Consider the following 20,929-nt stretch of genomic DNA (forward strand, 5'->3'; position numbering starts at 1 on the left):
CACGCTCACGCGGGCTGTACCCCGATCATGCGCGAGACCAAGGTGCTGAACGCCGTCCATTCCGCACGCCGTGCATCCAAGCGCGCGACCCCGGCATCCGTCAAGGCGTACGTCCGGCGGCGCTTGCCACCGACGAACTCGTCGGTGGACATGATGAACCCGGCAGCCTCCATTCGGTGCAGCGCGGGGTAGATCGTGCCCTCAGGCATCGCGAAGACCCCGCTGCTGTCATCGCGCAACCGCGCGATGACCCCATAGCCATGCGCAGGCCCCTGCGCGAGCGCGGCCAGCAAAAGCATGTCGAGTTGCCCGGCCGTCTGGTCGACCTTCATCTGGCGGCGAGTGTAATCGCGCCGTCGATACCTAGGGAGCCGAGGGTTACATGTCGTTCACGGGATCGGATCGAGAACGGCATTGAATGGCTCGCGGTCCGTGACGTGAAGGAAGTGGAGACCTCGATGTTCAACCGCCGGAGACTGATCGCCGCAGCCATCGCGCTCGCGATGCCCGCAACGCTGCCGGCGCTCGCGTCCGCCGCGAGTGTGTCCGCCGACGCGGCCGGCGGGATCACGCTGCGCGACACCGGCTCGGAGACCAATGCCGTCACGGTCACGCTCGATGCGCCGACGGAGACCTGGGTGATCCGCGATTCCGCCACGTCGTTGACGGCCGGCGCCGGCTGCACGCAGTCGGCGGCCAACGAGATCCGCTGCGCCCAGACCGGCGAGCGCCCCAGTGCGTATCTCGGCGGCGGCGACGACGCGTTCACGGCACCCCAGGACGGCGGCTGGATCGTCTACGGCGAAGACGGAGCCGACCAGCTCGCCGGCGGCGCGGGGGCGGACACCTTCTTCGGCGGCCCCGGCGCCGACACGCTCACCGGCGGCGGCGGCAACGACCGCCTTGACGGCGGGACCGGCGACGACACGATCGACGGCGGCACCGGCGAGGACCTGATCACCTACACGTCGGCGACCGCTCCCGTGACGGTCGACCTGACCGCGGGCGCGGGCGGACAAGCCGGCGAGCACGACGCGCTCACCGGCATCGAGGACGTCACCGCGAGCGGCACGCTGGCCGGCGACGACGGGCCGAACTTCCTCACGGGCGCCGGCGGCGCCGACGTCATCTCCGGCAACGGCGGCGAGGACACGCTCGTCGGCGAAGGGGGGAGCGACACGCTCGGCGGCGGCGCCGGCAACGACCGCCTCTACGGCGACACCACGTTCGGCGACGGCAACGGCGCCGACCACCTCGACGGCGGTCCCGGCGACGACCGGCTCGACGGCGGCTACGGAGCGGATCAGATCGACGGCGGATCCGGCTTCGACATCCTCGACTACAGCGCCCGCTCCTCCGGCGTCGACGTCGATCTGCGCCGCGGCGCGCCGCAGGGCGAGCCGGGGGAGGGCGACTCCGCCGGCGGCGTCGAAGGCGTCTACGGCGGCGCGGGCAACGACACGCTGGTCGGTGACGACGGCGACAACGTCCTGCACGGCGGCGACGGCAACGACACCCTGCGAGGCCTCGGCGGCACCGACACGCTCGACGGGGGAGCCGGCGTCAACCTGCTCGACTGCGGCGGAAGCACCGACACGGTGATCGCGGGTCCGCAGGACTCGGTGATCGGGTGTGGCGACGCGACCCCGCCGCCGCCCGGCGACAGCCAGAACCCGCCGCCGCCGCCCGTCGGCGGCGCCGGCGGCGAGAACCAGAGCCCGAAGCCTTCGCCCGCCGTTCACGCCACCCGCCTGACGGTGCGCCTCCTCGCCAAGACGCTGCGGCTCGGCCGCGACGGGAAGCTCGCGCTGCGCGTCAACGCCTCGTCCGCCGGCAAGCTGGCGGTCGCGCTCAAGCTCGGAAAGGTCACCTACCTGCACCGGTCGGTCACGGTCAAGCGGGGCGCCTCCACGCTGCACCTCAAGTTCTCGGCGAGCACGACGCGAAAGCTGCGCAAGCACGCGAAGCTCACGCTGAAGCTGACGCTCGGCACCCTCCACGCGAACGTGGTGGTGAAGCGGGCGTAGGGGAGGGACTCGCGTCCCTCCCCACACGAGCGCCTGCTAGACGAGCGTGAACTCGGAGACGAGTCGCTCCAGGGCCTGCGCGGAGCTCGCCAGCTCCTGAGCGGTGGCGGCGATCCCCTGCGTGGAAGCGGAGGTCTGCTCGGTCGAAGCCGACACCTCCTCGGCCGACGCCGAGGACTGCTCGGCGACCCCGGCGACTTCGCCGATCTCGTCGTGCATCCGGGCCGCGCTGCCCGCGATGCGCTGCGCCGCGTCCGCGATCTTCTCGATGCGGGCGCTCATGTCCTGGACGGATTCGCCGATGCGCTCGAACGCGTCCCGCGTCTGGGCCACCGTGGCGACCCCGTCCTCCGTCCGCCGGTTGCCGCCTTCGACGACCGTGACGGCGTTCAGCGTGTCGCTCTGGATCTGTCCGATCAGCCCGGCGATCGAGGCCACGAGCACGAGTTACGGACAGCGTCCGCAGGGTGACTTTCATAGTGAGGTCCAGGGTTGGAGGGCACGCCGCGGATAGGCCCTCCCGGCGCGGATTGCCCTCACCCCGCCCACGGCAAACGTGACACGTGGGATGGTGAGCGAGCGTCGACTTTCGTGAGCAGAGCGCGAGAAACTCGACGCTCGCGTCGCGAGCGCGAACCTGCTCGAGCCTCAAACGCGCACGGTCGACCGCGGCGACGGAGAGATGGGCGCGAAGGACACACTTTCCTTCTCCGTAGCCCGCAACTGTCGGTATCCCGGCACGGCGATTCGAGCCAAGAGAGCCGCGCCGCGAGCCGGACTCACGGCAGGCAGACCCGGAGGGCGAGCCACTCTCGCGTGGCGTCGGGGGCGTGCACGCCGTGGCGTGAAACGCGTCATGCCCGCGGAGCTTGGAGAAGCGCGTGTTCCCGGTGTTCTGGTCGCCGTCGCGGCGCGCGACCGCCGAGCGCAAGTTGTCATAGACGCATTCGCCCCGGCCGATAACCCGTCCGCCTGCGCCGGCCGAACGACCGCCGGACGCAAGCTCGGCAGCCGCCGCTTGTCCAAGTCCACCGACCCCGTCGACGGCCGCGAATATCGCGGCGGCTCATCTGCCGCAGCCAACCGCGCGACCGTCCGCCGATTCAGTTCCAACCGCTGCGCGATCTCGCGCTGCGAGATCGCGTCCGCGGCCAACGCCCGCTCCTGAGCCCACTCCATCGCGCTGCGCACGTCCTCGCCGCCGCTTTCGCTCGAGCCTGTACTCGAGAGATTGGGAAGCGGTGCACGGATCTCACCTCTGGTCCGGGCACCCGGACGCTTCGTTACTCGTGTCGTAACGATGCGACGGCGACGAGGACTGCGCGCTATGCCCGATGACGACCTCGTGACCGCCCCGGCCGTCTCCATCCGCCGGCTCGAGCACACGGATGAGCTCGATGCACTCGAGCCGTTGTGGCTCGCGCTGCACCGCCACCACCGCACCGTGCTGCCGGATCGGCTGCTGGTGGCCGACGACGCGGTCTCGTGGCAGCGCCGCCGCGACGTCTACCGCGGTTGGCTGGACTCCGGGACCGCGCTGGCGCTGGTGGCCGAGCGCGACGGTCACCTTGTCGGCTACGCGTTCGCGCACGTGATCGACGGCCCCGACGAGACGTTCGCCGTCGGCCGGCGCTACGCGGAGTTGTACTCGCTCTCGATCGCGCCCGAGGCGCGCGGCGGCGGGATCGGCACGCGGCTACTCGACGAGCTCGACCGCGAACTCGCCGCCGCGTCGATCGTCGATCTCGTCGTCGCGGTCATGACCGGCAATCATGCGGCCCGGCGGTTCTACGAACGACGCGGCCTGCGCGCCGTGGAGACCCACTATTGGCGGATCGCCACGGAAGCTCCGGATTCAGGCGGTCGCGCGGGTGAAAGTCACATGGGTGACTCCACTGGGCGATGACGTGGCCTCGACCACGTAGTCCTTCTCGAGCCCCTCGAGGCCGTCCCAGAGGCGCACCCCTCGGCCGAGCAGGATCGGAACCACCACCGTGTGCATGTGGTCGACGAGCCCGGCAGCGAGGAAGTCGCGGATCATCGTGGGACCGCCGCCGATGCGTACGTCCTGGCCCTTCGCGGCCTCGCGGGCGGTCTCGAGTGCCTCCGCGGGCGACGCGTCGAGGAAGTGGAAGGTCGTGCCGCCTTCCAGCTCGATCGGCGGGCGCGGGTGGTGGGTGAGGACGAACACCGGTGTGTGGAACGGCGGGTTGGATCCCCACGCGCCCTTCCACTCCGGGTCCTCGTGCCAGCCGGGGTGGCCGAACTTGCCGGCGCCCATGATCTCCGCACCGATCCCGGGCGCGAACATCCGCGAGAAGGCATCGTCGACACCGCCGCCACCGCCGGGGCGCCCGAGCATCTCGCGACCCCACCGGGTCTCGAACATCCATTCGTGCAGCCTGTCCCCGGCGTGACCGAAATGCGCGTCGGCGCTTTGGCCCTCACCGGTGCCGAAGCCGTCGAGTGAGATGGCGAAGGACTGAACGCGGGCGAGTGACATGGCCCCAGGATCGGTGCCGGACATGCCGCGATCAACTGCCGACCGCGCAACGGAGCGAGTAGTGTCGCTTATCGATGTGGGAGACGGTCGAGCTGCGCGAGATCCGTGTGTTCCTCGTCCTGGCCGAAGAGCTCCACTTCCGCCGCACCGCCGACCGGCTCGGCCTCACGCAGTCGCGCGTCAGCCAGAGCCTCCGGAGCCTTGAGCACAAGCTCGGCCTCGAGCTCGTGCATCGCACGAGCCGGCGCGTCACGCTCTCGCCGGCCGGCGAGCGGTTCCGCGAGGAGGTCGGCAGCGTCTACGGCGAGCTCGTCGGGGCGCTTCAACGGACGCACGAGGTCGGGCTCGCGGTCTCTGGCGAGCTCCGCCTCGGGGCGCACAATGCAGCGGCGGTCGGGGCGCGCCTGCTCGGCGTCATCGATGCGTTCGAAGCCGCCAACGAGCGCTGCTCCGTGCGGGTCATCGAGCTCTCCTTCGGTGATCGGTTCCACTCGCTTCGGCGCGGCGAGATCGACCTCATGCTCACGCGACTGCCCTTCGACGAGCCGGATCTCGTCGTCGGCCCGATCGTGGACCGCGAGCCGCGCGTGCTCGCCGTCGCCCACGATCACCCGCTGGCCGGCCGCGCCGCCGTCTCCATCGAGGACCTCGCCGACTACGACGTCGGCTGGGCCGACGGGCTGATCTCCCAGATCAGCGACGCGTTCTGCCCGGGGGAGACCCCCTCCGGCCGCCCGATCCGACGGGTGCGGCTCGGGATCGGGGACGTCGGCGAGCTGATCGTCATGGTTGCGCGCGGCAAGATCGTGAACCCGACCGTCAGCTCGTTCGCCACCCACTACGGACACCCGAACGTGCGCTACATCCCGATCACCGACATGCCGCCGGCCGAGACCGTGCTCGTGTGGCGCCGCCGCAACTCAGCGCCCGCGATGCGCGAGTTCATCGGCATCGCGCGCCGGGCGCTGCACGATCACGACGGATGAGCGCTCACGTCAGCCAGAGCGCGGCCGCGATCGCGAGGGTCCCGACGATCTGGGCGATCCAGAAGCTCGCGTGCTTGGTCTTGTGGCGCCAGATCAGCATCCCCGCCCACCCGCCGAGCGCGCCGCCGATCACCGGCAGCACGAGCAGCGCCGGTTCGGTGATGCGCCGCCCGCCGCGGACGGCCTGGAGCTTGTCGTAGCCGTAGGTGAGGAAGGTGATCAGCCCGAGCCCGAGGACGTAGGCGACGATCACCGACACGTCGGTCGCGACGACAAACGCGGCTGCGACGAGAACGCCGGCGGCAAACGCGGCGATCAAAGTTCTCGTGGTGAGCTCGCGCTTGCTGTGCATGGAGCCTTCTCTATCAGTCGGTGATGACGACCACGCCGGACGGCGCGTCCAGCAGCTCGACCGTCCGTTCGGCGGCGCGGTCGATCCCGACTCGCGGCTCGGCGGGGACGCGCTGCTCGTGGTAGGTGCCGGGTCCGTAGAACTGGCCGTAGCTCAGCACGACGCCGCCCTCGGCGAGGACCGATCGCTCAAGCTCCGCCACGGCCAAGGCGTCAGGCCCGTCGGGCAGCTGCCACGCGACGGTCTGCGCCAGGAGCTTGGGCGACCCGCTGCGGCGCGCGGCGTGGATCAGGTTCTGGTTTCCCTCGGTGCGGATGCGCGCGTTGCGCCCCGCGTAGGCACCGATGCTCGCGGCGTCGTCGGGCAGGTCCGTGAGCTCGTTCAGGATCACGTCAGGTGCGAAAGCGCGAACGGCCCCCTCCAGCGCTTCTCGGTCGAAGACATCGCAGACGATCGGCTCGGCGCCGAGACGGCTGAGCAACTCGGTCTTGCCGGCCGAGCGCGTCATGCCGCCGACGACGTACCCAGCCTCGATCAGCCGGGGGATCAGTCGTTGGCCGAGCACGCCAGACGCTCCGGCGAGGAACACGCGCGGGTTATGGATGGACGGCATGGGTCTGCCTGCTTTCTTGTAGGGGAGTGCGGCGCTTGAGGCGCTCCTGGGCAAGGAGGCTGAATAGCGCGAGGAGGACGACCACTGCGCTGTACCAACCGACGGTCGGCACGACGCCGAGGACGTCTGTGAGCTGTCCGGCGAGGACGACGGGGACCCCGAGACCGAGGTAGGAGACGACGTAGACGGCCGCGACGACGCCCGCACGCTGGTGCGCGGCCACGAGCGGGATGACCAGCCCCAACGAGGCGGTGAACGCCGCACCGAAGGCGAGGCCGGCGACGGCCTGCCCGATGAACATCGTGGCAAGGCTGCCCGCGGACGCGCCGCCGGCGATGCCGATGGACCCGAGGATCGCCGCGTAAATGCCGATGGTCATCGCCGTCCGGGCGGGCACACGTGCGAACGACAGGCCGATGATCACCGAGACCGCCGGCGCGATGAACCCGGCGAGCCCGTCGAGCAGGCCGCTGTCGAGTCCGAACACGCTGTGGACCATGCTCGGGGCGAGGCCACCGGAGAGCCCGGCGAGCATCCACACCGCTGCGACCACCGGCGCGGCGGCGACGAACTCGACGCGGGCCGCGAGCGGGATCGCGACGTTCGGGATCATCGAGCGCAGCGCTCCGGGGCTTCGGCGCATGGTCTCCGGAGCGGCCGCGACGGCGATGCCACCCACGACGGTGAGTGCGCTGAGAAACACGAAGGCGATCGTGTTCGCCGAGGGCGTGAGCTGGATCGCCAGGCCCGCGAGCAGCGAGCCCACGGCAAGACCTCCGGTGAGCCCGACGCTGCCGAGGATCGGTCCAAGCCGCTTCTGGTGGGGCGGCGCGAGCTCGACGAGCGCCGCGGTGAACGCTCCGGTCGCCGCGCCACTCGCGAGGCCCTGCACGATGCGGCCGGCGATGACCCAGCCGACGTCGGGGGCGACGAGGAACATCAGGTTCGACACGAGCTGGACGACGAGGGCGCCGATCAGCACGGGCCGCCGGCCGAGATGATCGGAAAGCGATCCCAGCACGAGCGCGGCGGCGAGGAAGCCGATCGCGTAGACGGCGAACGCCATCGTGAGCTGCGAGGGCGCGAGATCCCACTGCTCCTTGTAGACGACCAGCAGCGGTGTCAGCGCACCGGCCGCGAGGTACATGCTGGTGAACGCCAGCGCCGCACCCGCCAAGGCCAGGCGCGGCGCGCGGGAGGCGCCCGCGGGTTCATCGGTTTCGTTGGTTGGCATGGCGTCAACCGTATGACCGAAGAGGTCCGAATGTAAGATCCATTTCTGTGGCTGGATCTCAGACCAATTCTGTGGGGGTGGACCTCCATCTGGAGCTGCGCGGCCCGCGGGTGCGAGCCGGACTGAGCGACGCGCTGCGAGAGGCCGTGCGCTCGGGGCGGCTGCCGGCGGGCAGCCGCCTGCCCGCGTCCCGGACGCTCGCGGCTGATCTCGGCATCGCCCGCAGCACCGTGACCGAGTGCTACGCGGAACTGGTGGCGGAGGGCTTGCTCACGGCTCGACAAGGCTCCGGCACACGCGTCGCCCAGCGGGCCGCGCCACGCCGCGTCGCGGCCACCGGCTCACCAGGTGGGTCAAACCGGCGTCGCGCCACACACGGCCTGCTGCCCGGTGCGGCGGACTTCGCCGAATTCCCCCGCACGCCGTGGCTCGCTGCCGCTCGCCGCGCCCTGGCGGTGGCACCGCCTGACGCCTTCGGCTACGGCGATCCCCTCGGGCGCATCGAACTGCGCACAGCGCTCGCCGACTACCTGTCCCGCGTCCGCGGCGTGGATGCCGAGCCGGAACGGATCGTCATCTGTCCGGGCTTTCACCACGGGCTGACGTTGACCGCACGGGCACTCAAAGCGCGGGGCGTGCGGGCGGTCGCCGTCGAGGGATACGGGCTGGGCCTCTATCGCGCCCTGCTGACCGACGCCGGCGTGAGCATCCCGCCGCTCCTCGTCGACGAGCACGGCGCACGCACCGGCGATCTCACGAGCCTGAACGGCGCGGGCGCCGTCCTCCTGACACCTGCGCATCAGTTCCCGACCGGCGTCGCACTGTCAGCGGAACGCCGAGCGGCCGCGATCGACTGGGCTCGCACCACCGGCGGGCTGATCTTGGAGGACGACTACGACGGAGAGTTCCGCTACGACCGCAAGCCGGTGGGAGCGCTGCAGGGCCTCGACCCCGAACGGGTCGTGTACTTCGGCACTGCGAGCAAAGCCTTGGCACCGGCCCTCCGCGTCGCCTGGCTGGTGGCACCCGAACACCTCCTCCCGGACATCGCGGCGGCGAAGGGCCCCGTGGACACGGTGAGCGCGCTGGAGCAGCTGACGCTCGCGGAGTTCATCACGTCAGGTGGTTTCGACCGCCACGTGCGCTCGCGGCGGCAGACGTACCGCCGCCGCCGCGACCAGCTGGTCGAAGCGCTGGCACAGCGCGCGCCCGAGGTCCGCGTGACCGGCATGGCCGCCGGGCTGCAGGCGGTCCTCGAACTTCCGCTCGGAACCGAACGCTCGGTGCTCCACGCCGCGGCGCGCCAAGGGCTCATGGTCAGCGGGATGGCGGAATTTCGCCATCAAGGTCTCGGCGGGCCGGCCGCTGCGCAGGATGCGCTCGTCGTCAACTACTCCGCCGTCTCGGACAGCGCGTGGGGAGGAGCGCTGAACGCACTGTGCAGCGTGATGCCGTGACGACGCGTTCATTGGCGGCGAGCTGGTCACACCGACCGCAGGAACGCCAGGACGGCGAGCACTCGGCGGTGATCCTCGGCCGCGGGCGGCAGGTCGAGCTTGGAGAGGATCGCGGTGACGTGCTTCTCGACGGCGCGGTCGCTGACGACCAGCGCGTCGGCCATGGCCGCGTTGGAGCGGCCCTCGGCCATCAGGCCGAGTACCTCTCGCTCGCGCGGCGTGAGCGCGGCGAGCGGATCCTGCCGGCGGCGACGGCCGAGCAGCAACGCGACCACCTCGGGATCCAGCGCCGAGCCGCCGAGCGCCACTCGCCGCACAGCGTCGGTGAACGAATCCACATCGCCGATACGGTCCTTGAGCAGATAGCCCGTGCGCTCGGTCGTTTCCGACAGCAGGTCGAGCGCATAGGCCTCCTCGACGTACTGAGAGAGCACGAGCACGGCGGTGCCGGGGTGCTCGGTGCGGATGCGACGGGCGGCCAGCAACCCCTCGTCGGTGTGCGTCGGGGGCATTCGCACGTCGATGACAGCGACATCCGGCCGGTGCGCGCCGACCTTGCGCAGCAGGTCTTCGCCGTCGCCGGCCTGGCCGACGACCTCAAAGCCCGCCCGCTCGAGCAGCCGCGCGATCCCCTCGCGTAGGAGCACTGAATCCTCGGCGATCACCACACGCAGCCGATCGACCACAGCCGCGGGTTCACGTTCGCCGTGCTGCTCGCCCGTCGGCATGACCTCAGACCTCTCATGCCCTGTCCGGACGTCGAGTCGCCGAGCGGAAAGAGCGGCAGTTCCCGGCGACACCCGCGAGTCTAGTCCTCTCGCTTTACCCCGCTCCGTCGACCGAGGCGAGGTGCGTGCCGAACCACCGCTGGGTCGCGTGCGCGACGCGCTCGAGCGCGCGTGGCTCCGGGAAGCCGTGCGTGGCGCCCGGCACGACGATCGTGTGCGTCTCGCAGCGGCGCAGCAGCGCGCGGGCGTCACGCACCCAGCGCTGCTCGATGTGATCCTCGCCGGCGGCGATCAGGAGCGTCGGCGCCGTGATCGAGGTCAGCACGTCGGGGTCGGGCTCGTGATGCCCGCCGGCGACGACGAGCGCGTCGGCCTGCTCGCCGGCGGCCAGCACCGGCTCGACCGCCTGACCCAGCCCGACGAACCCCATCGCCAGGCCGCGCGCCTGCGGACGCGCGCGCACACGCTCGATCGCCTGCCCGAGGCCGTCTGCGTGCTCGAGGCGCAGCGTCGCGAAGCCCGCGCCGGCCAGCGCCTCGGCCACGGTCAGGTCCACCGGCGGGACGAGCACAGTCAGCCCGCGCACACCTTCGGGAATCGCCAGCACGCCATCAGCGTCCTGTGCCCGTTCACCGCCGGGCAGCGGGATCGCCGCGTCCTCCGCAGAGGCCAGGAGCGGCTGGTCGTACCACTGGAGCAGGCTGGCGGCGAGCGGGGCGCACCGGACGCAAATGACCTCGTCGAGCAGCTCGCCCAGGTAGGCGATCGCGTCCGCCGTCGCCACCGGCGCCGCCGCCACCACCCGTGCGGCTCCGCGCCGCCGGGCCGCATACCCGGCCGCCGCGGCGGCACGCCCGGTCGCGATCCCGTCGCCGACGAGGACGACCGTCCGGCCCGTCAGGTCCGGGATCGGCGTCGTGCGCCGCGCCGCGCGGTCCGCCACCGCGTTCTCGGCCTCCTCGCGTGCCGTCGCGAGCGCCACCACGTCCAGCTTGTAGCTGCGCGCGAGGCGGTGGTCGATCAGCGGCGGGCCGCCCTCGGCAACGGCTCCCACGCGCCGCCCGGGCTCGCCGATGCGGGCCACGGCGATCACCCCGAACGGCGCGCCGAGCACCTCGGCGGCCACGGCACCGACCGGCACACCGCCGGGCTCGAGCGCGAGGATCACAGGATCGTCTTCGCGCAGCCGCTCGAGCCGGGCGGCCAGCGCGAGCCCGGCGGTCCGGCGATTCGGGAACGGATGCTCTGCGGGTGCCGGAGGAGGATCGTGCACTTCGTCACGATCCTACGCCGACTACGGGGACAGCGGGGCGCCTAACCTCCAGATCCGTGATCCGGCGCGGGGCGAAGTCCGGGGCGGTGTGCACGTAGGGGTCGAACGCACCGCGCACCAGCTCGCGCGCGGTCGGACGGGACAGGATGCTCAGACACGAACGTGAACCGCATGGTCGCGGGTCGATTCATGCCGCGCCGCAGTGTCGAGCGGGAAGGGCATCGCTGCGGTACTAACCCGCGGCGAGCTGGAGCGCGAGCTGCCGGCGGGACTTGATCGCGAGCTTGCGGTAGACGCTCGAGAGGTGGGTCTCGACCGTCTTCTCGGTCAGGTAGAGCTCCTGCGCGATCTGGCGGTTCGTCATGTCGCTCGCCGCCAGTTCGGCGACGCGGCGCTCCTGGGCGGTCAGCGCCTGCACGCCGCTGACCTGCAGGCGTGGGAGCCGCCCGCCGCCCTCGCTCAGGCGCGCTTCGGCGGCGGCGACGAGCGCTGGGGCGGCGCATTCGGCGGCGAGCGCGCGGGCGTCGCGGAGGTGCTCGCGGCCGTCCTTGCGCGGGAGCGCGGTGCCGAGCTCGAGCAGGCCGCGCGCCAGCTCGAGGCGCGCCTCTGACGCGCGCAGAGACAGGACCGCCTCCTCGAGGAGGGAGACGTCGCCGCGCAGCACGCCCTCGGTGCGCAGCGCGACGCCGAGCGCGCCCGGCGCGCCGAGCTCGCGCGCCACGGCGAGCTGCTCGCCGGACAGCGCCAGCGCCGCCTCGCGGTCCCCCAGCGCCGCGTGCGCGAGCGCGGCGTCGGCCGCCCAGTAGCGCGGCGCGAGCATCCCGCGCGGGCCCCAGACACGCTCGCGCCGCCCGACCAGCAGCAGGTCGTCGAGCGCCGCGACGGCGTCGCCGCGGGCCAGCCGCAGGCGCCCGCGGGCGGCGAGCAGGTCGTCGCACATCGCCGCGTCCGGGAGCGGCCCGTCCAGCTCCGTGGCCGCGAGCACGGCCTCGGCCTGGTCGAGCGCGCCCTCCTCGATCAGGCAGTGCAGCAGCGTCGCGTAGAGAAGCCTGCGGGCGAAGTTCGACGGCTCGCTGACGTCGAGCCCGAGCTCCGCGTCCGCGCGCGCCGCGGCCAGCGCGCCGCGGGCGCGGGCGGCGCTCGAGCGGTTGCAGTAGACGACCGGGTCGGTGACGAGGTTCCCGCGCGCGTGGGCGAGCCGCAACGCCTCGGTGAGGTGGCGGTGCGCGGCCTCGAAGCGCTCGCACATCAGCAGCGCGTAGACAGCCATGTAGAACGGCGGCCGGTTGGGGGAGAGCGGGCCGCTCAAGGCACGCTCGGCCAGTGCGACCACCTCGTCGCGCGCGCCCAGGGTGTAGGCCGCGTCGATCGCCGCGTAGGCCGTGGCCATCGCCCGGAACGGCCCGTCGGGCGTGGCCGCGCGGAACGCCGCCGAGCGCTCCCGCCACACCTCGGCGAGCGAGCTGCTCAGGCGCGCGCCCCCCACGAGGTCGGCCTGGAGCGTCAAGGCGAGCTCCGGGTCCTCGTCGCCCATGCGGTCCAGCCCGGCGGCGAACGCGCCGGCGGCCGCGGCGGTCTCCCCGACCACGTTGAGCACGCGACCCAGGCTCAGCGAGCAGCGCCCGTAGGCCACGGCGTCGTCGGCCAGCTCGAGCGCCCCGCGCAGGTGCGCCTCGCCGCGGCGCAGATCTTGGCTGTAGCCCTCGCACAGCCCGAGCATCCGCAGCAGCTCGCCGCGCTCGGCCCCCGGCTCGCCCAGCGCGCGGCGCAGGTGGACCGCGGCCGTCTCCAGGCTCGCGCGGCGGCGCGCCTCGTCAGCCGCGCGCAGCAGCACCTCGAGCCAGCCGTCGCCGGTGTGCTCGGGTGCGGCGAGGATGTGCGAGGCGACCTGCTCGTCCGGTGCGCCGCGGCGCAGCAGCGCGTTCGCGGCGCGGGCATGGATGAGGCGCCGCTCGCCCGGCGCCAGCTCGTCGTAGACCGCGGCGCGGACGATCGGGTGCACGAACGACAGGTCGGCCTCGAAGAAACCGCCGCGGACGAGCGCGTCGGCGGCGAGCGCGGCGTCTGCCTCGGCCAGCCCGGCGAGCTCGGCGGCCACCGGCAGCGGCGCCCTGCCGCCGAGCACGGCGACGGCCTGCGCGAGCGTCACGGCCGCGCCGCCGAGGCTGGCGATCCGGTGGCGCACCAGATCCTTGACCGCGCGCCCCGCGACGCGCTCGACCGCATCCACCGACGGCTCCTCGCCCTCCAGCGCGAACAGGAGCTGGCGCAGGAACAACGGGTTGCCGCTCGTCACCGTGTGGCACGCGTTGCACAGCTTCGCCGGAGCCTCCGAACCGAGCCGCTCGCGTACGAGCCGCGCGACCGCCGCCTGGCTCAAGGGCCCCGGGCGCAGCACTGTGACGGCCGGGTCGGCAGCCAGCTCCGCGAGCAGGCGCCGGTATTCGCCCTCCTCGGCGTCACGCGCGGTCAGGACGAGCAGCACGGGGAGCTCCTCGACGCGCCGGGCGAGGTAGTCGATGAACGCCAGCGAGCCGGGGTCGACCCAGTGCAGGTCGTCGACGACGGCCAGCAGCGGCCCGCGGTCGGCGACCTGAACGAGGAACCAGAACAGCCCGTGCAGCAGCTGGAAGCGCGTCTCCGTGCGCTGCGGAAGCCCGATCGCCGGGAGCGTGCCGAGCGCCGGCTGCGCGCCGGCCGCCGCCGCCGAGAACAGGTCCGCCCGCTCGGCGGGCGTGGCCCGGATCACCAGCCGCTCGAACAGCTGGCGCACGACCCCATAAGCGAAGCGCTGCTCCAGCTCCGCGCCGCGCGCGCGGAGCACCGTCACGCCCGCGTCGGCGCCGAGCGACCGGGCCATCGCGCCGATCGACGTCTTGCCCACTCCGGGTGGCCCCACTACAGCGATCACGCGCCCGCGCCCGCCCGGCAGGGCGTTGACGGCCTGCACCAGCGCGCTGTGCTCCGCCCCCCGCTCGAGCAGCCCCTTCAGCTCCAGCGGCCGGGCGACCCGCTCGGAGGAGTGTGCTCCCGCCACGGTCTGAGAACCGTACTCCGGGGGTCGTCTCAGGGACAAGTTCAGGGACGCTCCCGAGGCGCCGGTACCCGGCCGAGCAGAGAATCGCCGAGCCCTCGATATCCCACAAGGAGTTGCTCGTCATGGAGGACAAACGGAGGCGCTTGAAGCGCCGGCCGGTGCTGCTGGTGCTGGTGGCGTTGATCGTCAGCGCAGCGCTGGCCATCCCCGCGCTCGGCGAACCCACCAAGGAGGTGACCGTCGACCCCGGTGCGGCGGCGACCGCCTCCGGGTTCACCGATCTCGACACGCTCACTTATGCCCAGGCCAAGGACCGCCTGGACCAGCTCTCGGCGATCACGCTCCCGGTGCAGATCCCCGGGCTCGAGCGGCTTGGTGTCGCGAATGTGACGCTCGGCTCCAACGACGCCGGCCACTCGCTCTCGCTGTCGGGCTCGGCCGACGTGCTCGGCCAGGACGTCGATCTGCTCGTCACGGCAGTCTGGCCGGATGACAGCTCGACCACGCCGGCGCTCGCCATCGCGGCCAAGACCGACGACCTGTCACTGTCGCGCCTGAACCCGCGCTGGGACGACTCTTACGGCGACGTCAGCTTCGCCACCGTGCGTCTCGCCGTCGCCGGTGCTGACCAGCAGATCGACCCCGACGCGCTGCCGGGGGCCGCACGCGCCTTCTACCCCGAGCCCACCGACCTCGCCGGCGGCGTGAACCTCGCCGGCGACCTGCAGCTGGACGGCCGCCTCGCCGACGCGTTCGGCTTCGCCGGCTACTCCGGCGACGTCCACGTCGAGGGCTCGCTCGCGGCCTCCGCCGCGGCGCTGTTCGGCCGCGCGACGGACGCGCAACTCGGCGACCTGGAACTGAAGGCGACGCTGGGCAAGAGCCCGACCGCGCCGGCCTGGATCGCCGACCGCACCTCGACCTACGTGCTCAAGCTCGGCGGCGGACGCCCGAGCGTCAGCGCCGACGAGGACATCACGCTCGCTGTCGACGGCACCCGCAACCACTTCACCGGCCACGTGGCGATCGCGCCCGGCGGAGACGTCGAGGCCGAGCTCGGCCTCGACGGCCCGCTCGACGCGCCGTTCGGCCTCGACGCGTCGGCGCTCTCAGACGTCAAGCTGCGCCTCACGCGCGACGCCGGCTCGCTCGCCTTCACCGTCGGCGGGGTGCACGTCGACGCCGCGTTCGACGGCGACCGCGCGGACTTCACCGCCGAGGGCCCGCTGACCGCCACCCAGCTCGCCGATCTCGGCGGGCGGCTGCTCGGCACGCCGGTGGCCGCGGTCCCGGGTGGTGACGCCGTCTCGCTCGACCGCGTCTCGTTCTCGCTGAACCGCAGCACGTTCAGCGTGTCCGCGAACGCCACCGTCAACGATCTCCACGCGTCCGCGCTGCTCACCTTGCGCAAGCAGACCGGAGCGCCAGCAAAGCCGCTGCTCGGACTGCGGCTCACCGACTCCGGCTGCGAGGACTGCGTGCGGCTGTCCTCGCTGCTGCCGGCGGCGCAGCTCGGCGACACGCTGAGCGGCGTCCGGCTGCCCGCGCTCGACCTCACCGCGACGTCGCTGACCTCGCTGTCCGCGGACGACCTGACGCCGCAGGAGCGCGACTTCTTCGGCGCCGCGTACCCGTCGCTTCCGCCCACGCTGGAGTTCTCGCCCGGCCTGAACCTCGAGGGCCGGCTCCCGCTCGACGCGCTCGGCTACCCGCAGGGGAGCGAGGCCACGCTGTCCGGCACACTCGGTGCCGACGTCACGCTCGGCTCGCTGCGCTCCATCTCGCTGCGCAACCTCGCGCTGGACGCGACGCTGCCGGCGCCCCCCGCGGGCCTGCCGACGTGGGTCCAGCCGACCGGCCCGACCACGCTGTCGTTCCGCTACGCCAGCGGCTCCGTCGCCGCGTCGCTGCGGACGGACGCAAACGTGACCGTGCGCGGCTCGACGTTCTCCACCACGCTCGCGGGCCGCGTCGCGCGCTCCGGCGCGCGCTCGGAGATCGGCTTCAGCGGCACGATCCACAACTGGCGGAGCCCGTTCGGCGCGGCCTGGCTCGGCACGCTCGAGTCGGCGACCGTCGAGCTGGACACGAGCTTCGGCGGCGGCAGGCCGGCCGACGTGAACGCGTCCGTCAGCGCCAGGCAGACGCTGGCCGGCAAGCGCTTCGCGCTCGACTTCGCGCTCGCGAAGGGCCCGTCCACCACCGCCACGCTGACCGCTCGCTTCCTCGACTCGGCGAGGTTGTCGGACGGCGTCCGCGCCTTCGGAGACCTCAGCCCGGCGGGGCCCGCGCTGCCCCGCGACATGGCTGACCTGACGCTCAGCGATGCCTCGGCGAGCGTCACGCTCGGCGGCGGCTCCAGCGCTTTCGCGCTGAACGCGACGACGACCTTCGGCAGCCACGACTGGTACGTGCTCGTGGCCGCCCGGCCCGGGGGCGGGTTCACCGCCGGCGTCAAGCTGCGCGGCCAGGCCTCCCTGAGCGACCTGACACCGGCGGCGCGCGCCATGAATGTGAGGCTGTCCTCGGCCGCGCTCGTGCTCGGCAGCGAGACCGGCTCGCGCCCGGCGAGCGGGCTCACCGACGCGGAGTTCGACTTCTACAAGTCGCTCTACGGCTGCGCGGACGGCGCCACCCGCACCGACTGCACGCAGTTCGCCCGGCTCGACGTGACGCGCGGCCTGCGGCTGCTCGCCGGGTTCGAGCTGGGCCGCGACGTCGACCGCATGGCCGGCGCGATCGGCATCCAGACGCGCGGCCGCGCGCTGCTCGAGGGCACGATCCCCGTGTTCGGCGGGACGGACTTCTCCCTGCGTGCGTCGCTGGGCAACTTCCGTTTCGACGATGCGCCGGACTGGTTCGACCACGGCGACGTGGCGCTCGAGATCGGCACCGACGGCCTGGCGTTCGACGGCGACCTCGGCGTGAAGATCCAGCGCCAGGGCTCGCAGTGGATGCCCGCCTGCGACGGCGGCGTCGTGAAGAACGGCAAGTGCTACGACGTGCTCGACTTCGGCGTCACCGCGCGCGCGGCGCTGAACCCGCCGAGCTTGACGCTGACCGGGCGGCTGACCACCGAGCGCCCGTGGCGCAACGCGTTCGGGCAGAACTGGCTGCAGATCAACCGGCTCGCGCTGCAGCTCGGCGTGGCGATCGCGCCCACCGGCCCGGCGGTCACGATGGGCTTCCAGGGCGACGTCAAGATCGGCTCCAAGGACGTCGCGGCCGCGCTCAAGGTGGGGCTGACGCCCGCGCCGCCGCCGGCGTTCGTCCGCCCCGACCTGATCGGCTTCTCGGCCGCCAGCCACGCGGGCCTCGCGCTCAGCGACCTCGTCTGGCTCAACAACCAGCTCACCGGCACGCAGCTGAACGCGTCCAATCTGCCGGACGTCTCCCTGCGCAACCTCTACCTGCAGTTCTCGCAGCAGACCGACCGGGACCTGTGCCTGACCAAGGGCGTGCGCTTCTCCGCCGACCTGTACGTGGGCAGGAACCTGCCAGCCGTCGAGCCCGGGGCCGATGACCCGAGCGGCTGCCGCACGCTCGACACGGATCCGAGCACGCGCCAGACGTGCCTGAACCGCCAGGCCGACGGCTGCCTGGCCAGCGTGTACGGGCGCTTCGATACCGGCGGGCTGGTGGCCGGCGGCGAGATCAACGCCTTCCACCTGGGGCCGATCTCGCTCGACGACACATCACTGGCGCTGGCGCTGACGCCGACGCAGCAGTCGCTCAGCCTGCACGGCGGGGCGCGCATCGCGGCGGGCGCCTACGAGGTCGCCAGCGGGCGGGCGGATCTGGACGTCTCGCGGTCCGGATTCGCGTTCTCCGGCGACGCCGCGCTGTTCAATCGCACCATGCACGGCTACCTCAAGGCCAACGCGGCGCTGGACCTGCATAACCCGTCGTTCGCCGTGGAGGGTTGGCTGCGCGAGGACGCGCGTGGCGCGATCACGTCCGCCGTCAATCCGAAGGCCGAGGGCCTGAGGGCGCCGATCGCCGCGTTCGGGAAGGTGCTGGGCGTGGTCAACGGCAGCGGCAGCGTGAGCAACGTGCGCGACCTGCCGGTGCAGCTGCGCAACGCCGGCGTGACGGTGCCCTCGCAGGTGGACACGATGACCCGCGTGCTGGGCGACGCCCAGGACCAGACCTCGAGGTACAACCTCGGGACGCTGACGCTCGACCGGCTGCTCAATGGCTTCTCGATCCCGATCAGCGGGATCCCGGGCTACTGGAGCACCTGCGGCGGCGTGGAGGTCGACGGCACATGCCTCGGCATCCGCGTCGACCGGTACTGCGTCGGCACGACGGTGGTCGGGGGCGACTGCTGGGTCACGCCGCCCACCTCGATCTCCGTGGCGGGCGTCTGCTCCACGCTGCACTACACGGGCACGTGCTCGTGGGCGGGGCTGATGCGCGCCTACGTGCGACCGGCGCTGCTCGCGGCGTTCCAGACCGCGACCGGGTTGAGCGTCTCGGACGCGACGTTCGACCAGGCGCTGAACCGGCTGGTGAACGGCTTCGCGACCGCCGCCGGGTCGGTCGTCAACGTCAACTGCGCGTACTTCCGCGCTGACGCGAGCGCGCTCGCCTCGGGCAACGTGAACGTCAACCTCGCGCTGAACGCGAGCCTGTTCGGCCAGCCGCTGCAGTTCGGCGCGGGCTGGGACTTCCGCGCCGGCGGCAGCCCGGACGACACGTTCAAGAGCATCGTGCGCACGCTGTTCTCGCCGTCGTCCACCACGTGCCCGGCCTTCCCGGCCGGTCACGAGCAGCCGGCGGCCGCCGCCGGCGGCGCGACACTGCAGGTCGCGGAGGTGCCCATGGTGGACGAGGGCGACGAGACCACGGTGAGGGCCACGTTCGACGCGATGGCGCTGCACTACCCGGCCGTGCGCGTGCTGTGGGGCGACGGCACCGCCTCGGACATCGCGGCCGGCGAGGCGCGCGTGGTGACGGCGACCCACCGCTACGCCGAGGGCGGCGACCCCGTGTCGGTCTACCCGATCACGGTGACCGTCCAGGACTCCGGCGCGTCCAGCAAGTCAGCGTCGGGGAAGGTCCGCAACGTCGCGCCCGCGCTGACCGGGCTCGCGGCCGACCCGGCGTCGCCGGTCGAGGGCAAGCCGGCGACGGTCGCCGGCACGTTCACCGACCCCGGCACGACCGACAGCCACACGGTGCAGATCGAGTGGGGCGACGGCACGGCGGCGCAGATGATCGCGCTGCCCGCGGGCGTGCTGCGGTTCGTCGCGTCGCACCGCTACGCCCAGGACGGCCCGTACCGCACGCGGGTCACGCTGACCGATGACGACGGCGCGACCGGCCGCGGCACGGGGACGCTGATCGTGACCAACGATGCGCCGGTCGACGTCCGCATGAAGCTCGCTTCGGGCGCCGTCGCGGGGCAGGCCGGCCAGTACACGATCGACTTCGCCGACGCCGGTGAGCGCGACGCGCACACCGTCACGGTCGACTGGGCCGACGGCGGGCCGGAGCAGACCGTGCAACTGCCGGCGGGGACGACCCGTGTCGCGTTGCAGCACGCCTACACGCGGGCGGGCAAGTACGCGGCGCGCGTCACCGTGGCCGACGACGCGGGCGCGAGCGAGCAGGCGACGGTGGTGGTGCCGGTGCTCGCCGGTAAGCCCTAGGTCGCGGCGAGCAGGCGGTCCGCCTCCTCGCGCTCTTGCTCGGGCAGCCAGCCCTTGGTCTGCACGACGTCGAGCACGACAGCGAGGAAGTTGCGGACCGCCGGCGACGCGTCGTGGCGCCAGCAGAGGTGCATCGGGATCGGCAGGAGCGGCTCGATCTCCCGCCACACGAGTTCGGGCTCGAGCTCCGTGTACTGGTTGCGGAAGCCGATCCCGAACGCCGCGCAGGACGCGATCTCCGCGCGCGCCTCGGGGTCGCCGGCGAGGATCCCGGCGCCGAAGATCGCGAGCTCCTCGACCGGGCCGTTGAACCCCGCGAACCGCAGCGAGTAGACGATCGTGTCGTAGAAGTGCGGTGAGAACGGCCGTGGCCAGATCTTCAGCGCCTCGCGACGCAGGTCGGTGACGCGGACGGTGTCACCGAGCGCGGCGGGATGGTCGGCGCCCAGCACGAGGCCGAGCGGGGACTGCAGGATCGGCACCGACAGCACGCTCTCGTCCGGCACGATCGGGCGCGAGCGGGTGATCGCGACGTCGGTGAGGCCGTCGGCGAGCGCGGAGTCGCCCCACCACACTTCGCACGACTTCACCGCGATGTCGGGCTGGCGTGCGCCGAACTCCTCCAGCAGCAACGGGAGCAGCTCGCGCCGCACGGTCGGCGAGTAGGAGAGCAGCACCTGCCCCGCCTCGCCCTTGTGCACGCGCTGCACGTCCTCCCACGCGCGGTCGGCGGCCGCCAGCAGCGCGACGGCGTGCGCGAGCATCGTCCGCCCGGCGGTGGTGAGCTCGACGCGGCGCGTCGTACGATCAAACAGCGGCACGCCGAGTGACGCCTCCAGCTGGCGGATCTGGAGGCTCAGCGCCTGCTGGGTGATGTGCACGCGCTGCGCGGCGCGGGTGAAGTGCAGCTCTTCGGCGACCGCGACGAACGCTCTCAGATTGCGCAGATCCGGGGTGATCACTAGACGCTAGCGCGATTCACCACTCTCGCTTGTGAATCGGCGCGGAAGTCTCGTTGGATCCCGCGGGGGGTCAAGTGACAACGTGCATTTGGTCGCACCCGAG

16 protein-coding genes are annotated in these 20,929 nt (G+C 72.4%); 6 read left to right on the forward strand and 10 right to left on the reverse strand.

Annotation, left to right across the window (positions count from 1 at the left end):
- Positions 1 to 5 precede the first annotated feature (5 nt).
- The gene (locus tag OM076_RS01245; RefSeq protein ID WP_270037478.1) at positions 6 to 332 is read right to left on the reverse strand and encodes a PadR family transcriptional regulator; all 327 of its coding nucleotides are present in this window, start codon (positions 330 to 332) and stop codon (positions 6 to 8) included.
- 105 nt (positions 333 to 437) lie between these two features.
- On the opposite strand from OM076_RS01245, the gene OM076_RS01250 reads away from it, so the two are divergent.
- Complete coding sequence (locus OM076_RS01250) at positions 438 to 2,027, forward strand: calcium-binding protein (protein ID WP_270037479.1); 1,590 nt, start codon at positions 438 to 440, stop codon at positions 2,025 to 2,027.
- A gap of 36 nt (positions 2,028 to 2,063) precedes the next feature.
- On the opposite strand, the gene OM076_RS01255 is transcribed toward OM076_RS01250, so the two are convergent.
- A complete protein-coding gene (locus OM076_RS01255; RefSeq protein WP_270037480.1) occupies positions 2,064 to 2,471 on the reverse strand; it encodes a methyl-accepting chemotaxis protein in 408 nt (135 codons plus the stop codon).
- A 412-nt stretch (positions 2,472 to 2,883) separates the two neighbouring features.
- On the opposite strand from OM076_RS01255, the gene OM076_RS01260 reads away from it, so the two are divergent.
- Positions 2,884 to 3,195, forward strand: a complete 312-nt coding sequence (locus OM076_RS01260) for a hypothetical protein (RefSeq protein ID WP_270037482.1) — start codon at positions 2,884 to 2,886, stop codon at positions 3,193 to 3,195.
- A 159-nt stretch (positions 3,196 to 3,354) separates the two neighbouring features.
- Positions 3,355 to 3,933: a GNAT family N-acetyltransferase gene (locus OM076_RS01265; RefSeq protein ID WP_270037484.1), complete on the forward strand. Its 579-nt coding sequence runs from the start codon at positions 3,355 to 3,357 to the stop codon at positions 3,931 to 3,933.
- Here OM076_RS01265 and OM076_RS01270 read toward each other — a convergent pair.
- The gene (locus OM076_RS01270; RefSeq protein WP_270037486.1) at positions 3,883 to 4,530 is read right to left on the reverse strand and encodes a dihydrofolate reductase family protein; all 648 of its coding nucleotides are present in this window, start codon (positions 4,528 to 4,530) and stop codon (positions 3,883 to 3,885) included. The genes OM076_RS01265 and OM076_RS01270 overlap by 51 nt on opposite strands.
- Positions 4,531 to 4,604: 74 nt before the next feature.
- Between OM076_RS01270 and OM076_RS01275 the strand changes: the two genes are divergently transcribed.
- Positions 4,605 to 5,516, forward strand: a complete 912-nt coding sequence (locus tag OM076_RS01275) for a LysR family transcriptional regulator (RefSeq protein ID WP_270037488.1) — start codon at positions 4,605 to 4,607, stop codon at positions 5,514 to 5,516.
- Positions 5,517 to 5,520: 4 nt separating this feature from the next.
- Here the strand turns inward: OM076_RS01275 and OM076_RS01280 are convergent, their stop codons facing one another.
- From OM076_RS01280 to OM076_RS01290, 3 genes are read right to left on the reverse strand one after another with little or no spacing between them, the layout of a single operon-like run.
- The gene (locus OM076_RS01280) at positions 5,521 to 5,868 is read right to left on the reverse strand and encodes a DUF1294 domain-containing protein (protein ID WP_270037490.1); all 348 of its coding nucleotides are present in this window, start codon (positions 5,866 to 5,868) and stop codon (positions 5,521 to 5,523) included.
- 13 nt (positions 5,869 to 5,881) lie between these two features.
- Positions 5,882 to 6,481 carry an NAD-dependent epimerase/dehydratase family protein gene (locus OM076_RS01285; RefSeq protein ID WP_270037492.1) on the reverse strand — a complete coding sequence of 200 codons (600 nt, stop codon included), beginning with the start codon at positions 6,479 to 6,481 and terminating at the stop codon, positions 5,882 to 5,884.
- On the reverse strand, positions 6,465 to 7,715 hold the full coding sequence (locus OM076_RS01290; protein WP_270037494.1) for an MFS transporter: 1,251 nt from the start codon (positions 7,713 to 7,715) through the stop codon (positions 6,465 to 6,467). Before OM076_RS01290 ends, OM076_RS01285 begins: the two co-directional genes overlap by 17 nt.
- Positions 7,716 to 7,786: 71 nt before the next feature.
- Between OM076_RS01290 and pdxR the strand changes: the two genes are divergently transcribed.
- On the forward strand, positions 7,787 to 9,172 hold the full coding sequence (gene pdxR / locus OM076_RS01295) for a MocR-like pyridoxine biosynthesis transcription factor PdxR (RefSeq protein ID WP_372517988.1): 1,386 nt from the start codon (positions 7,787 to 7,789) through the stop codon (positions 9,170 to 9,172).
- Between the two features lie 26 nt (positions 9,173 to 9,198).
- Here pdxR and OM076_RS01300 read toward each other — a convergent pair whose 3' ends face one another.
- The 3 genes from OM076_RS01300 to OM076_RS01310 form a co-directional block, all read right to left on the reverse strand.
- Positions 9,199 to 9,900, reverse strand: coding sequence for a response regulator transcription factor (locus OM076_RS01300; protein WP_270037498.1), 702 nt, complete (start codon positions 9,898 to 9,900; stop codon positions 9,199 to 9,201).
- 94 nt (positions 9,901 to 9,994) lie between these two features.
- Positions 9,995 to 11,173 (reverse strand): phosphoribosyltransferase family protein, encoded by a 1,179-nt coding sequence (locus OM076_RS01305; RefSeq protein WP_270037500.1) that lies wholly within the window; start codon positions 11,171 to 11,173, stop codon positions 9,995 to 9,997.
- A gap of 232 nt (positions 11,174 to 11,405) precedes the next feature.
- A complete protein-coding gene (locus OM076_RS01310; protein WP_270037502.1) occupies positions 11,406 to 14,210 on the reverse strand; it encodes an ATP-binding protein in 2,805 nt (934 codons plus the stop codon).
- A gap of 122 nt (positions 14,211 to 14,332) precedes the next feature.
- On the opposite strand from OM076_RS01310, the gene OM076_RS01315 reads away from it, so the two are divergent.
- Entirely contained in the window at positions 14,333 to 19,864 is a 5,532-nt protein-coding gene (locus OM076_RS01315; protein ID WP_270037504.1) for a PKD domain-containing protein, read from the forward strand.
- Here OM076_RS01315 and OM076_RS01320 read toward each other — a convergent pair.
- Entirely contained in the window at positions 19,861 to 20,826 is a 966-nt protein-coding gene (locus tag OM076_RS01320) for a LysR family transcriptional regulator (protein WP_270037505.1), read from the reverse strand. The two genes, OM076_RS01315 and OM076_RS01320, sit on opposite strands and share 4 nt — an antisense overlap.
- Positions 20,827 to 20,929 lie beyond the last annotated feature (103 nt).

The organism is Solirubrobacter ginsenosidimutans, assembly GCF_027587205.1.